We start from the raw sequence: 14,351 nt of genomic DNA, 5'->3' as shown, positions 1-14,351 counted from the left end.
AACCAATTCTTGGTCTATTCTTTAGGCGGGATAGTACGTACCCAATAAGCCGATTACGGTATTTCTACTATAACAGTTCATTTTACGATAAGATCGAGATTTCCTAAAAAAGATTCGCGGAGAGATGATAACACCAGTGTTTTAGAAACTTCGCTAAATCAATATTATAAAAAGTATTGAGCTTATAGATACCCAATAGTACACGCTAAGTGAGATCGCCTATAAGATCGGTTATCAAAGTCTTTCTGCTTTTACTTTTTCCTATTACGCGGTAATGAAAGCAAAACCCAAACAGAGAAAATAGGATTATAAAAAAGAGGCTTTATGCCAAACGGAATTCTGGAATTTCACCGATTTTATATTGGATTGATTGTGGATTATTCAAATTTTCTGTAGTAACATGAAATCTACGGGGAAGATTCAAGCTTGACTCGTTCAGTGTTAATGTATGGTTCTTATAGATCTGAATATCTGTTGTAAGGAAATATTTGGTGGTAGTATTGAACGTATGTTGGATGAATACTTCAGGAAACGCCCAACAAATAGGAGAAGAGTTGAGGATTACATCGTCAATGTATTTACGATCAAAGCTCATCAGTGATGCTATTTTTGATAAACTATTGGACGAATCTTCTTCGGAGAGACTTACTTCGATCAGTTCAGGGATGATTGTACAATCTTGATCCAACTGTGATACTAAGTTCAGTAAGATACTTACTTGAGGTTCTTTATATAGTCCATTACACATTGTTTCGCTAATAAGGATATCAATATTTTTTTCGTTGAGTTTGTATTTTACAGCATCAACACAATGCGTGGCGTTTATATAATCCTTTAGCCCTAGTTCTGAGATACAGTTATTCATTTTTTCAAAACTAATGGGATTTATCTCCAAAAGTGTAAATTGAACTTCCTCAGGTGAAAATTGAGTCATAATAGGCAAAGCTAGTAAAGCGAAGGGACCAGTACCAGCGTATAATACATGTATAGGACCATCAACAGATTGGAGCTTGTCTCCAATAGCTTGGTGTAGGGCCTTAATAAATCGCTGTGTCCGAAACAATTCTTTACTACAGCTAGCAGCCCAAAAGGGACCTATGGCATTTCCCGATGGAGTACTAAGATGGGTTCTTTGATTATCTGATTGTTGTATATCCGCTAATTCAAACAGAAATTCAGAAAGCCCTAAAACAGCTGGAGCGAGTTTGTCATGAAATAGTTGATCTAAAAGGATATCATCCGAATAACTTTTTAATAGTTGCTGGAGTTGGCTTTTCTGATTCATAAATAGAATTAGTCGTAAATCTTTTGGTTGTCTAATTTACTCATAACATCTCTTTTGGTATCCTGCGTGTTTTTTTTGATGCTTGAATATACTAAAAGACAAAGAGTTTTTTGATAAATGAAGTTGATAGTAGGTATGTATTAGGGTTATTTCATTCTGAATGATATCTTATAAAAAACTCGATGGTAGCTGTAGTAGTTGATAATATAAAGATTTTGCTATTCGGTAGTGACCTAGGGCATTGGGATGTAGCATATCTGTTTTTTTGTCAGTGAAGTATCTTTGATGAGCGTGAGACATGGGGTACAATCCTGATATAGTATATAAGTCAACGAGAGGAACAGACCACAAGGATGAGGCTTTCTTTAGAGTATCGACAAATTCTGATATCGTATTGCCATTGGCATTAGTATAGCGCTCGTCGGGTTGAATATTACTCTCGTTAAACTCTGCAAAACCACGATGAATAGGTGTCAGTAAAATAATTTGTTGTTCTGGAAACTGCTTTTTTAAAAAATCGAGTACGCGATTTATACGACTACAAAATGTGTTTTCTAACAGTAGTTTTTGCTTGAATATTCTTTTAACATTGTTACCATTATAATTTGTTTGTTTTGTAACTAGTTCATAAAAACTTCCAAGGGGTACGTTGGCCATATAATCATTAGTGCCAGCGAAAATAAAAATAGCATCTAAATTTTTTATATCAGTTTTTTTTAACTCTTCCGCTTGTTGAAAGATACCATCCCATTGATGTCCATTTGTACCATATATAAATGGTTCAATACCTAACATATCTCTGAGGTATTCCCAGTAAATATAACTTGTGCCAATTCTTCTTTTATCTGTCATTGAATCTCCTAGGAAAGCAACTTTTTTTCCCTTCCAATGCGTATTATGGTTGATTTCATCTTTAGCCAATATTTTTTTTTCGACCTGTTGTGCTTGAGACGTATTAGTAAGTGATAGGAGGTAAATTAATAAGGTGAAAAACTTATACAGCCTGAATTTGGTAGAAGTCATAAAATGTTAGGTTTAGTTTTTTATAACGACAAAAATATATAAATTTTGTAGTATTTATATATTTATAATACCTTTAGTCCATTAGTAACAAGATTTTATAAACCGCTAAAAATTCTGATGCCCTTAAAACTTGATAAATCAGATTTTGATTTGCTTCAGCAGCTGAAAAATGATGATGAGCATGCATTTACCTTGATTTATAATAGGTATTGGAAGCAAATCTTCAGTTTAGCGTATTATAAACTAAAGTCCTTAGAAGATGCTGAGGAAATCGTACAGGATATTTTTTACAGTCTATGGACGAGGAGAAAGGCAATCGAGATAACAGGAGAGTTAAAGAATTACTTAGCAGTATCGACGAAATATCGAATAATAAAAGCTATAGCAAAATCCTCAAGACAGCAAGACTACTTGGATAGTGTATTACAGAATGTATATATTGATAACAGTACTCAGCAATTGCTGGATTTTCAGGAATTGAAGTTGGAACTCGCCAAATATGTAGATGAATTACCAGACAAATGCAGACTGGTTTTTCAGCTTAGCCGAGATCAGGGGCTTACTCAACGTCAAATTGCACAAGAATTGGGAATTTCGGAAAAAACGGTCGAAGCTCATATTGGAAAGGCGATTAAAGTCTTAAAAGGAAAACTCTCTACCTTTTTAAATTTTCTTTTATAATTTTTATTTTGGACTAAGGGATTGTGGTGGCACAAGGGACTCTTATTATAAAGACCCTTATTATGCATACTCCAGAATATTATCAATTATTAGCAAATAAATGGCTTGATGGAACGATTTCAGATTTAGAAAAGGCCGAATTTGCAAATTGGTATAACCAAAATAATAAAGAGGATATCGACATTCCACCCGATTTTGCGGAAAATGAGGAATTGCTTCAAAATCGGATTTTGGAAAAGGTATTAAGCAAGATTGCGTTGGATAGTACTACTCCTAAATTATCTAGAATAAAGCGACTTAAACCTGTGCTTATTGCTGCCTCAATTCTGTTAGTTAGTGCCTTAGGTATAACTATTTATCACGCTAAAATGAATACTGAGAAAGCTATTCAGCAGGCTATATCTCCAGGGGCGCCCAAAGCTCTACTTTCCTTGTCTAACGGCAAACAGTTTAATTTAGATCAACTGAAGGATGGTGAATTACTTCATACAAATGGTATACATATCGTTAAAAAGGGCAATTCTGAGATAATAATCAATATATCAGACAATGAAAAGGCGATGCAAAATAACCTCATTAATAATATTAGCACTCCTGCGGGAGGGGAATATAAGATACAATTGGCGGATGGTTCTCGTGTTATGTTGAATGCTGAAAGTACACTTCAGTTTCCCTCGGTCTTTTCTACAAACAAGAGAGAAGTAAAGCTGTTGAAAGGGGAAGCATACTTTGAGGTTAATAAAGTGCAAGCCGAAGGTAAAAAATCGGTCCCTTTTTATGTGCTGAGCGGTGAACAGATAATAGAAGTACTAGGAACGTTATTTAATGTAAATGCGTACGATCAGCAGGAGGTCCAGACTACCTTACTCGAAGGTTCCGTTCAAATTGGGGGGGATGCTGAAAATAGTAAAAGTAGAATAAAGCCAGGCGAACAACATGTGTATAATAGTAAGAGTGGAAAATCCTTTATAAGAGAAGTGTCGTTAAATCCAATTTTTGCATGGAAAGATGGTTATTTCCTTTTTGAGAATGCTGATCTAAAAACTGTTCTTGACGCTTATAGTCGTTGGTATAATGTCGAAGTCGAATATGATAGCTCAAAAGTGAACTTTGAATTTGTGGGAAAGATACCACGAAACACCAGCTTTGAAACAGCACTCGAAGTTCTGAAAACGACAGGAGTACGTTATATTTTGAGTGGAAATAAACTTATTATTAATTAAATAAACTAAATAGGAATATGAGAGCTTAAACAAGTAAATCTTAATATAGACATAGAAACAGGTGTGTTTGCACCACACCTGTTTAGTTAATTGGTCTATCCAGTTGTATTGTTAGACATTACAACCTCCAAATGGAATGAACATTTATAAACCAACAACATCACAAAAATATGAATTTAAAACAGAAATTCGAATATTGTGTATTACAGCTATTTAGTAGTTTACATGATCGAATTGTATTAACTCTAACATCAACTAATTTCCGATTTATAATTATGAGGATGAAAATAGTAATTATGTTGATCCTGATATCGTGTATGAAGATTTCTGCGAACGTCTTTGGTCAACGAGTCAATTTGAATGAAAAGCATACAAAAATAGCGTCAATCTTACAGAAAATTGAAAAGCAAATAGGTTATACCTTTTTTTATAATAATTTGGATATCAAAGGTATGTCGCCGATTTCTATTCATTCGGAAAATGAACCACTTAAACAAACTTTAAATAAGTTGTTTAATGGGCAGGCTATGTCTTATGAAATTCATGATAAAATAATCGTGCTAAAGCGAGGAGAGAATAAAACACGAAATGCCTCGGCAGATCTCCTAAGTGATCTTAAAGCTTTCCAACAGGAAATCAGAGGACAGGTGCTTGATTCATTACAATCGCCCATTGCAGGGGTATCTGTACGCATACAGGGAAAAGAGATAGGGACTGTCACAGATCGAGAAGGACGCTTTACGGTGCAAGCCAATCTAGGCGACCAGGTGAATTTTAGTATCTTAGGGTACAAACCTTATCAACAGACTATCACAGCGTATAGTCCATTAGTTATAATCCTAGCTGCTGATAACTCTACTTTATCAGAAGTGGTAGTACTGGGTTTTGGGCAGACGCAAAAGAAAATCGCCCAAACGGGTGCGATAGCTTCGATTGGACTAAAGGAATTGAAGCAGAGCCCCACAGCCAATGTAACAAATGCTCTAGCGGGCAGGTTGCCTGGCCTGACCGCCATACAGATCAGTGGCGAACCAGGTAACGACCGTTCCCAGTTGTTGATCCGAGGGCGAGCATCGTTCAATGGTGCTGAACCTTTGATTACTATCGACGGCGTACAGAAAGATTATAGTGCAATAGGATTGCTGGATGTCAATGAAATTGAAAATGTAACGATTTTAAAAGATGCATCGGCTACTGCAATATATGGAGTTAAAGGTGCTAATGGTGTCATTATCGTCACTACTAGAAGGGGCAAAGAAGGGAAGCCTACCATTGGCGCAAGTGTGCAGACGGCGGTTCAAAACAGCATCCGGCTGCCCAAATATTTAGGGTCCTATGAATATGCCCTTTTAGCAAATGAAGCATACCTAAACGACAACCCAATGGGTACAGCACCCTATAATAGTGAAGCTCTGGAAGCATATAGAACTGGTTCCGACCCTTTAAAATATCCAAATATAGATTGGTTTGATGCGATGATGAAACCAGCATTACAGACACAGGCCAATTTTAATATCGGCGGCGGTAGTGCGTTAGCAAGGTATTTTGTTAATATAGGGTTTACCGACCAAGGCGGTATTTATAAAACAACAGAAAATAAGCAGTATAACCCTCGGTCTAACTTCAAGCGTTATAATTTTCGCTCAAACATTGACGTAGATTTTAGTCCTAATTTTTCTATGGGATTAAACCTATATGGTGCTATCGAGAATAAAAGGGATCCAAATGTGTCTGTTCCTGACTTATTCTGGACGTTAAATCAATTACCTCCTAATGCTTTTCCTATTATGTATCCTACGGGATTTTATGCCGAAAATGGCTTTTTTCTGAATCCTGCACGCCTATTAAATGAGACAGGTTACAGAGAATCATATAACTCTTCATTGTCGGGTATGCTTTCCGCAACACGTAAGCTTAACTTTATTACGGAAGGATTATCTGTAAAAGGAAATTATTCCTTCGACGGTTACTTTCAGAATAATTTTAGTCGCCTCAAGCAGGTTAGAAGAGCAGTTTACAAAGGAAGCGGCGACTATAATGACGAGAACAACTACACCTATTTAGGTAGTGATATTCCACTCTCTGCGCCGACATCAATTTTCAATCAAAATAGGGATATCTGGATGGATGTATCCTTAAATTACCAACGTAAATTTGCAAACCACGATGTAACTGGTTTACTTCTTGTCAATCGCACGCAAAAAGTTTTAGGGAATACCATTCCCTATGTTTCTCAGGGAATTGTCTCTAGACTTACTTACAATTATATGTACAAATACTTCTTCGAAGCAAATGTTGGGTATAATGGTACAGACAATTTTGCCGCAGATAAGCGTTATGGTATATTTCCCGCGTTTTCTGCTGGATGGGTGCTATCTGAAGAAAGTTTCTTGAAACAAAACACAGTTGTTTCTTTCTTAAAGTTAAGAGGTTCTTATGGTTTGACTGGTAGCGATTTGCTAAACGGTAGAAGATGGTTGTTCAATTCCGAATTTATACGCAACCAAGCCTCTGGTTATTTATTTGGCGAACAGCTTTACGGCGTTGAAGGGATCTATGAAGGTGCCATGGCCAATCCAGATGTAACCTGGGAAACAGCCAAGAAAGCGAATGTGGGAGTAGAGCTTAAACTTTGGAACGATTTATTTAGTGTAACGGCAGACGTTTTCAGTGAGAAACGTAACAATATTTTAATTACCCGCTCTTCGGTACCAGGACTTATTGGCATGTCAGGAGCAAATCTTCCCCCTGCAAATTTTGGGAAAGTCGATAATGCCGGCTTCGAATTCGAAGTGGGGCATAAAAACAGAATCAATGCGTTAAGTTATTTCATTAATGCTAATATGTCCTACGCTAAGAACAAAATCATTTTTATGGACGAAGAGAATAAACCATATGACTATATGCGTGCAACTGGGAAGTCCTTAGGTCAGATTATGGGATTAGAAGCAATTGGTTTTTTCAAAGATGAGATGGATATACGTTTAAGTCCTTCTCAATATGGAAAATTAATCCCTGGAGACGTTAAATATAGGGATAGAAATGGAGATGGTGTTATCGATGACAATGATATGGGGCCTATTGGAAAAAGTAATATCCCGGAGTATTTCTTTGGTATCTCAGGAGGAGTTAACTGGAAAAATTTTGATTTAAGTTTCCTTTTCCAAGGTGCTGGCAATAGCAGTCGTACATTGGTGGGTGGTATGGCGTGGGAATTTTACGAAGGAGGAAAGGTACGCGAAGAGCACCTCAATCGATGGACCCCCGAAAACGCAGAGAATGCCACCTGGCCTGCTCTGCACTACGGTGGTAACAGTAATAACCATCGGTCATCTTCATTTTTTCTCGAAGACAATAGCTATATCCGCTTAAAAAATCTGGAGCTAGGATATACCTTTAAAGATGTACCCTTTATCAAGAAAGCAAACCTTTCTTCAATACGTATTTATGCCAATGGTATGAATTTATATACCTGGACCAGAGCACAAAAAATGATGGATCCTGAATATTGGGCAGCAAACACCATCGGTGCTATCTACCCCGCACAGCGGATTATGAATTTTGGTTTAACAGTTGGTTTTTAATTTTATAGAGATGAAATTTAGCATAAACTTATATTTTATAATCGCCATATTGTTCTGCTCTTGTGACTTTAACGGCTACCTAGATAAAGCAGAGACTGGCGGATTGACCGAAGACGAGGTCTTTGGAGATTACATCCAAACCGAACGCTTTTTAGCAAACATTTACGGCGATCTTGCAAACGACTGGATGCCGGCAAATAGTTTTACCTACGCCGCCGCATCTGATGAAGCAAAGTGCCCAGTAATTTATTTCAATGGCCCACAGGTATACACTAGGGGATTGCTCTCACCTACATACAATCCAATAGATAACTGGAATGCACTATACGCATCTATCCGAAAAGTAAACCGGTTTATTAATAAAATAGATCAAATACCTACCGTCAATAGTGTACAAAGAGATGGCAAAGTACGTATGAAGGGGGAAGCACATTTTTTACGGGCTTATTTTTATCTTGAATTGTTTAAAAGATACGGGCAGGTTCCTCTTATAGATCGTGTATTGCAGATTTCCGACGATCTGAGTCTACCTCGCAATACAGTTGACGAAGTAGTAGCCTTCATTGTAGGAGACTGTGAGGCTGCAATTCCATTGCTTCCAGTGGTTCATTCGTCGAATAATTTAGGTAGAGCCACCAAAGGTGCCAGTTTAATGCTAAAGGCGCGCACCTATTTGTTGGCAGCAAGTCCATTGCACAATCCCACAGATGATCAGTCTAAATGGCAGATGGCGGCTCATGCTGCCAAAGAGATCATGGATCTTAACGTATATGATGTAGATGCCGATTATAGCGGACTATTTCACAAGAGAAGTGCTAAAAACTTAATTTTTCAGTCTAATTTTAACAACGATGGTTGGGTGAAAAATATGTTTATACCTAGTATGCATGGTGTTGCCTGGATACAGCCTTTACAAAACTTGGTGGATGCCTATGAAATGAAAAATGGTTTATCTATCCAGGAAGCAGGATCAGGTTATGATATCAATAATCCATATGTCGGGCGCGATCCACGATTTTATCTATCTATCCTGTATAACGGGAGTACTTGGAAAGGCGAAACAGTTCAAACTTATGTAGGAGGCTTGGATGGGCTTACTTCAGCCGAGGGAAGTTTGACCCAAACAGGGTACTATCTGCGTAAATTGATTGATGAAAATGCTGCCGTAGCCCCTGACTACCGTGCCGGTGATCATTACTGGATATATATGCGATACGAAGATGTTTTATTGATGTATGCAGAAGCAGCTAATGAAGCACTAGCGGCACCCGATGATGCTACGCACGCGGCTATAAATAGAGTGCGTTCCCGCGTAGGAATGCCCAATTTACCTCCCAACTTAGACAAAATTCAAATGAGAGAGCGGATCCGTAGAGAGCGGCAGATAGAATTAGCCTTTGAATCAAGTCGTTTCTGGGATATAAGAAGGTGGAAGATCGGCGAAGAAGTTATGCCCAAAGCAATGGGGATGCGTATACTTAAAAATGGTGCTACGTATAGCTACGAACCTTTTTTAGTCGAAAATAGGATATATCGGAATACCTATAATTTGTTTCCCATCCCGCAACCGGAAATAAATAAAAATGAGAATATGCATCAAAATGTAGGTTACAATTAAAACTATAAAAATGAAAAATATACATAAATATTTCATATTTGGCCTTTTAACGCCGTTGCTATGGATGGGATGTCAAGAGGAGGTGTTCAAACAAATCGATCAAAGCTATGTGCATAATGTATCGATGCCCATCGTCTTAACATCATTCGCTCCTATGGAGGGGAGTGAAGCTGCCGAAATTTCGATAGATGGTGATAACTTTAGTACAGACATTAGCAAAATTCAAGTCTTAGTCAACGGTGTTGAAGTACCCATTTTAGGAGCCAATAAAAAACGTATTATTGTTAAAATTCCACAAGGTACAGGTACGGGTAAAATTAGAATAAAGATTGGAAATCAAGAAATTGAAAGTAAGGATTCCTTTATTTATGCTTTAAAGCGTACGGTAAGTACCTATGCCCTCAGTGGCAATGGTGCTACTTTTAATTTTTTCGTTAATGCTGGTATGGATATTGATTCCAAGGGCAATCTTTACGTGGCAGATGTATTTAATAATTGTATCCGCAAGATTAGTGCTTCGGGCGAGATTTCTACCTATGCTGGTATATCTGGACAAGAAGGTAATGTCAATGGGTCTACTCAAGTTGCTTTATTCAATCATCCTACCGATATCGCCTTCGATGCCGATGATAATATGTATGTCGCCGACACTTGGAACTGGGCCATCCGTAAAGTCTCTACAGCAGGTGAGGTTTCTACCGTAAAGGCTTGGGTAGTACCCTTCCCCCAAGGGATTACCTTCAATAGAAGCAATGGTTCGCTTTATATCGTAAGTGCGCTTCCTGCCGCCTCACAGGGGAAGATGTTTGAATTAAAAGGTGATGGACAATTTGTGGAGCGGTCAGTTGATGTTCCCATCGTATCAGGAGGTATTTGTTTAGATAAAAACAATCAACTTATCATTGCAGATAATGGTAAATCGGTTATCTACCGCATCAACCCTACCACTTGGACAAAAGAGATCATTGCTGGATCCGAAAACCAAAAGGGATGGCAAGATGGCGTGGGCGAACAAGCTCGTTTCAACCACCCTTGGGGAGTTGCGGTAGATAAAGACAATAATATATATGTGGCAGGTTCAGGTCATTTATTTGATAATCCTGATATCGCTACTAATGCATCGAATATCCGGATGATTGAAGCCGGGACGAATAAAGTAAGTACCATCGCTGGTGGCGGTACTATGGGTTTTTTTGATGGATTAGGAGGAGAAGCAAAGTTTGCCGTTCCCACAGATCTTGTAGTTGATGCTAGTGGTGTCATCTATGTATTAGATAAAGGAAACCTGCGTATACGTAAAATCATCACCGAATAGTAATTATTGTATGATGAGAGCGATACCATTCAACAACATCCCTTATGTAGGGATGTTGTTCGGACTTTTTATATTGTTTTACAGTTGTAAACAGTTGGAGTTCATTCAACCCAATATTGATGAGCAATTAAGCGCTATAGTACCTCCTGATATGGGCACGCTGTCCTCAGGCGAAACGATGGAGATAGGTGTCTATTTAGCACCTCCCTTTAGTTATACGACTTTAACAAATTATCAATGGATTAAAGAAGCGAATATAGATTTTATACAGGATATTTCAGGACAACACACGCTGGCAAGTAAGCTAAGTATGTTAGATATGGCACACCAGGCAGGTTTAAAGATGATCGTTGCAGATAATAGGATCGATGGTACTGATCTGCAGATTACTGACATGATGAATGATTATCATTTGCATCCTGCCGTAAAAGGATATTTTATTAAAGACGAACCTACACCAAGTCAACTAGCCGATGCAGCAACACGATATAACAAGGTTCTAGCCTATGATTCCAGTAAAATACCCCATGTAAATTTGTTTCCGAGTTATGCCACAGGTGCGCTAGGCAATATAGATTATGAGAACAATTATGTAAAACAGTGGATCAATCTAGTAGGTGCGGCCAACTTAAAATACATTTCAATGGACAATTATCCATTTCTATGGAACGGAACTTTCCGCGCCACAGAGTATTATCATGATTTAGATGTTATACGGCGACTAGGAAATAAATACAATATCAAAACATCATCTTATTTGCAATCCGTGGGCGTCCAGGGAGTTTTTAGAAGGCCTAGTACAGATGAGCTACGGTTTAGTGCATACAGTAATTTAGCATACGGTATTAAAATCCCTGTTTGGTTTACCTATTGGACTCCCCAACACGAAACAGAAGTTTTTACAGATGCTATTATCGATCCAAAAGGAGCCAAGACCAACTTGTATGATCCTTTCAAAATTCTAAATGCTGAATTGAAAATGACGGGTAATCATCTTATGGATCTGAAGGCGGTTGCGGTATACCATAGTGGAAGTAATATTCCAACAGGAGCGACAGGGGTACCCATTAATTTTCTTATTAAGCCGGTTAACACTTCTCTTGACCTTATTATCAGTCACTTTTTAAATCCGGTCACTGCGCAGGAGTACATTATGATCGTGAATAAATCATTGACAACTGCTGTAAATGCCGCATTTTTAACAAATAATACTGTTTCTAATGTGCAATGGGTTTCTAAAACAAATGGAAGTGTCAATGCAACCGATTTTAACCCTAGCACATCTCAATTTAGTAGTCTTTTATTACCGGGCGAAGGTAGGTTGTTTCCCCTCACGGTGCATGTTCCGTCCCGTACAGTGACAACGTTATCTGGAAGCGGTCAGGTGGGACATTTAGATGGGGGCGCTACTGCTGCGCGATTTAATTTTGCAACCAATACCGGGATGGGGGTAGATCATATAGGGAATGTTTACATTGCCGATATAAATAATCACTGTATTCGAAAAATCGATGTCAATGGTAATGTCAGCACTTTAGCTGGCAATCCTGGCGTCATTGGCAATACAGATGGGACTGGTAGTACTGCACTTTTTAATCACCCTACCGATTTGGTCGTTGATAGTCAAGGTAATGTGTATGTTGCCGATACGTGGAATTGGGCAGTACGCAAAATCACACCAGCTGGCGTTGTGACCACTGTACTTGGTTGGGTTATCCCCTTTCCTCAAGGGATTACCATTGACGAAATCTTAGGTAAAATATATCTAGTTAGCGCCTTGCCAAGTGCGAGTAATGGCAAACTCTATGAATTGACAGTGGGTGGAGCACTCACCACACGTACATTAGACCGCTTTATTGTCTCTGGAGGAATTACCCTCGATAAAAAGGGAGATTTAATTATAGTGGATAATGGGAGCTCTGTGGTTTTTCGGGTGAATAGATCATCCTGGGAAACAGAAATAATTGCTGGTCAATCGGGAAGTCATGGCTACACAGATGGTATTGGTACTCAGGCACGTTTCTACCATCCATGGGGAGTTTCTGTTGATCAAGATAATAACATCTATGTTGCTGGTGCAGGAAATAAATTTGACGATCCTGGAGTGTATGCTCAAGGCTCTAACATCCGAAAAATCGATGTCAATAGTGACAAGGTATCTACCGTGTTAGGGGGCGCAAGTGCTGGGTATGTAAATGGGACGACTACTGTTGCTCAAGTTAATCTTCCGACCGATATCGCTATCTACCAACAAAAAATCTATGTCCTCGATCGTAATAACACACGTATACGATTAGTAAATTAATGAGAACCATGTTGAATAATAAATCCTTATATAAAGTAGTACTACTACAGTTGCTATGTATCAGTGCATTTATCTGTAATGTATCTTGTAATGCTAAAGATAAAATAACAGAGCCTGAGTCAACGAAAAAAACTCCGGTCGTTACGGATAATGATCCCTTTCTGATTGGCATTTATGTCGCCCCTCCCAAAGAGTTTACCACCGATGTTCATTATAAAGCGATTGCCGACGCTAATATCAATCTCATTCAGGATATTTCTGCTCATTATACTGTAGCAGATAAGCGAACTATGCTTACGATGGCAGCAAAGCATAATATTAAAATGATAGTTGCAGACAATCGAATGAATCTTGCAGAAAAAGATATTCAGGCACTGATCGCCGACTATAGAGATTTTGAATCGACTATCGGCTATTATATCAAGGATGAGCCTGTCGTCAATGAACTGCAAGACGCTGCTTTTCGTTATAAACGGGTGTTGGAGGCAAGCCCTGCTTCGATTCCGCACGTAAATCTTTTTCCTAGCTACGCTACTGGCGCATTGGGCAGCATAAATTACGAAAAGGAGTATGTCGAAAAATTGATCAATTTAATAGGGGCAAACAACTTAAAATACCTTTCGTTCGATAATTATCCTTTCCTTGAAAATGACGTATTGCGTGAAGATCCATATTATCATGATCTGGATGTTATCCGAAGAATGGGGTTAAAATATAAAGTGAAGACGTCGGCTTACTTACAGAGTATAGGTACATCGATAGGCATACGCAGGCCTAATGCCAATGAACTGCGTTACAGTGCTTATACAAATCTGGCCTACGGTATTAAATTGCCTGTCTGGTTTACCTACTGGACTCCAGCCGGCGGAGGAACTGAAAAATTCACCTCAGCCATTGTGGATCTCCAAGGTAATAAGACTGATTTATACCCTAGTTTCGCACAAATTAATAAAGAAATGATGCAAATCGGACCCGAGTTATTGAAAATGGACGCAATAAATGTGTACCATGTTGGTACCAACGTGCCCCGGAACACGGTAAAGTATCCGGAGAGTTTTCCTTTGATTTGCAAGCAACCCGATAAAAATATTCTCGTGACCGAATTTGTAAATGCAAAGGATAAAACTACTTACATTATGGTGGTCAATAAATCGTTGCATCATACCGAATCTTTAAGTTTTCAAGTCAAAGCCAGCGGTTTAAGTGAGCTATCTAAACAAGATGGCAGACTTCGTGACATACAGTTGAGCAATTCCAGTTTTCAAACTGATTTTTTACCAGGTGAAGGAAAGTTGTTTAAACTAAACTAATTTGTAC

Annotated in this window: 9 protein-coding genes; 7 read left to right on the top strand and 2 right to left on the bottom strand. The window is 38.4% G+C overall.

Annotated features, from left to right (window positions below):
• Positions 1 to 322 precede the first annotated feature (322 nt).
• Complete coding sequence (locus CLV99_RS07810; protein ID WP_133583915.1) at positions 323 to 1,285, bottom strand: SAM-dependent methyltransferase; 963 nt, start codon at positions 1,283 to 1,285, stop codon at positions 323 to 325.
• Between the two features lie 168 nt (positions 1,286 to 1,453).
• Entirely contained in the window at positions 1,454 to 2,308 is an 855-nt protein-coding gene (locus CLV99_RS07805) for an SGNH/GDSL hydrolase family protein (RefSeq protein WP_133583914.1), read from the bottom strand.
• Positions 2,309 to 2,425: 117 nt separating this feature from the next.
• Here CLV99_RS07805 and CLV99_RS07800 point away from each other — a divergent pair, with 117 nt between their 5' ends.
• From CLV99_RS07800 to CLV99_RS07770, 7 genes are all read left to right on the top strand, one after another.
• Positions 2,426 to 2,989, top strand: a complete 564-nt coding sequence (locus CLV99_RS07800) for an RNA polymerase sigma factor (RefSeq protein ID WP_133583913.1) — start codon at positions 2,426 to 2,428, stop codon at positions 2,987 to 2,989.
• A gap of 62 nt (positions 2,990 to 3,051) precedes the next feature.
• Positions 3,052 to 4,212: a FecR family protein gene (locus CLV99_RS07795; RefSeq protein ID WP_133583912.1), complete on the top strand. Its 1,161-nt coding sequence runs from the start codon at positions 3,052 to 3,054 to the stop codon at positions 4,210 to 4,212.
• Positions 4,213 to 4,493: 281 nt separating this feature from the next.
• Positions 4,494 to 7,796 carry a TonB-dependent receptor gene (locus CLV99_RS07790; protein WP_162850054.1) on the top strand — a complete coding sequence of 1,101 codons (3,303 nt, stop codon included), beginning with the start codon at positions 4,494 to 4,496 and terminating at the stop codon, positions 7,794 to 7,796.
• Between the two features lie 10 nt (positions 7,797 to 7,806).
• Positions 7,807 to 9,414, top strand: coding sequence for a RagB/SusD family nutrient uptake outer membrane protein (locus tag CLV99_RS07785; protein WP_133583910.1), 1,608 nt, complete (start codon positions 7,807 to 7,809; stop codon positions 9,412 to 9,414).
• A 10-nt stretch (positions 9,415 to 9,424) separates the two neighbouring features.
• A complete protein-coding gene (locus CLV99_RS07780) occupies positions 9,425 to 10,729 on the top strand; it encodes an IPT/TIG domain-containing protein (protein ID WP_133583909.1) in 1,305 nt (434 codons plus the stop codon).
• 10 nt (positions 10,730 to 10,739) lie between these two features.
• Complete coding sequence (locus CLV99_RS07775) at positions 10,740 to 13,034, top strand: NHL repeat-containing protein (RefSeq protein ID WP_133583908.1); 2,295 nt, start codon at positions 10,740 to 10,742, stop codon at positions 13,032 to 13,034.
• An 8-nt stretch (positions 13,035 to 13,042) separates the two neighbouring features.
• Positions 13,043 to 14,344: a hypothetical protein gene (locus CLV99_RS07770; RefSeq protein ID WP_133583907.1), complete on the top strand. Its 1,302-nt coding sequence runs from the start codon at positions 13,043 to 13,045 to the stop codon at positions 14,342 to 14,344.
• Positions 14,345 to 14,351: the final 7 nt, after the last annotated feature.

Source organism: Sphingobacterium yanglingense (assembly GCF_004363245.1).
GTDB classification, from domain to species: Bacteria; Bacteroidota; Bacteroidia; order Sphingobacteriales; family Sphingobacteriaceae; genus Sphingobacterium; species Sphingobacterium yanglingense.
Note: the sequence above shows the minus strand (reverse complement) of the source record. Positions and strands in the feature narration are given on the sequence as shown.

Coding starts and splice junctions, on each gene's coding strand:
- CLV99_RS07790 (WP_162850054.1), top strand. CDS start 4,494: ATGAAAATAGTAATTATGTTGATCCTGATATCGTGTATGAAGATTTCT.
- CLV99_RS07785 (WP_133583910.1), top strand. CDS start 7,807: ATGAAATTTAGCATAAACTTATATTTTATAATCGCCATATTGTTCTGC.
- CLV99_RS07770 (WP_133583907.1), top strand. CDS start 13,043: ATGTTGAATAATAAATCCTTATATAAAGTAGTACTACTACAGTTGCTA.
- CLV99_RS07780 (WP_133583909.1), top strand. CDS start 9,425: ATGAAAAATATACATAAATATTTCATATTTGGCCTTTTAACGCCGTTG.
- CLV99_RS07810 (WP_133583915.1), bottom strand. CDS start 1,285: ATGAATCAGAAAAGCCAACTCCAGCAACTATTAAAAAGTTATTCGGAT.
- CLV99_RS07805 (WP_133583914.1), bottom strand. CDS start 2,308: ATGACTTCTACCAAATTCAGGCTGTATAAGTTTTTCACCTTATTAATT.
- CLV99_RS07795 (WP_133583912.1), top strand. CDS start 3,052: ATGCATACTCCAGAATATTATCAATTATTAGCAAATAAATGGCTTGAT.
- CLV99_RS07775 (WP_133583908.1), top strand. CDS start 10,740: ATGATGAGAGCGATACCATTCAACAACATCCCTTATGTAGGGATGTTG.
- CLV99_RS07800 (WP_133583913.1), top strand. CDS start 2,426: ATGCCCTTAAAACTTGATAAATCAGATTTTGATTTGCTTCAGCAGCTG.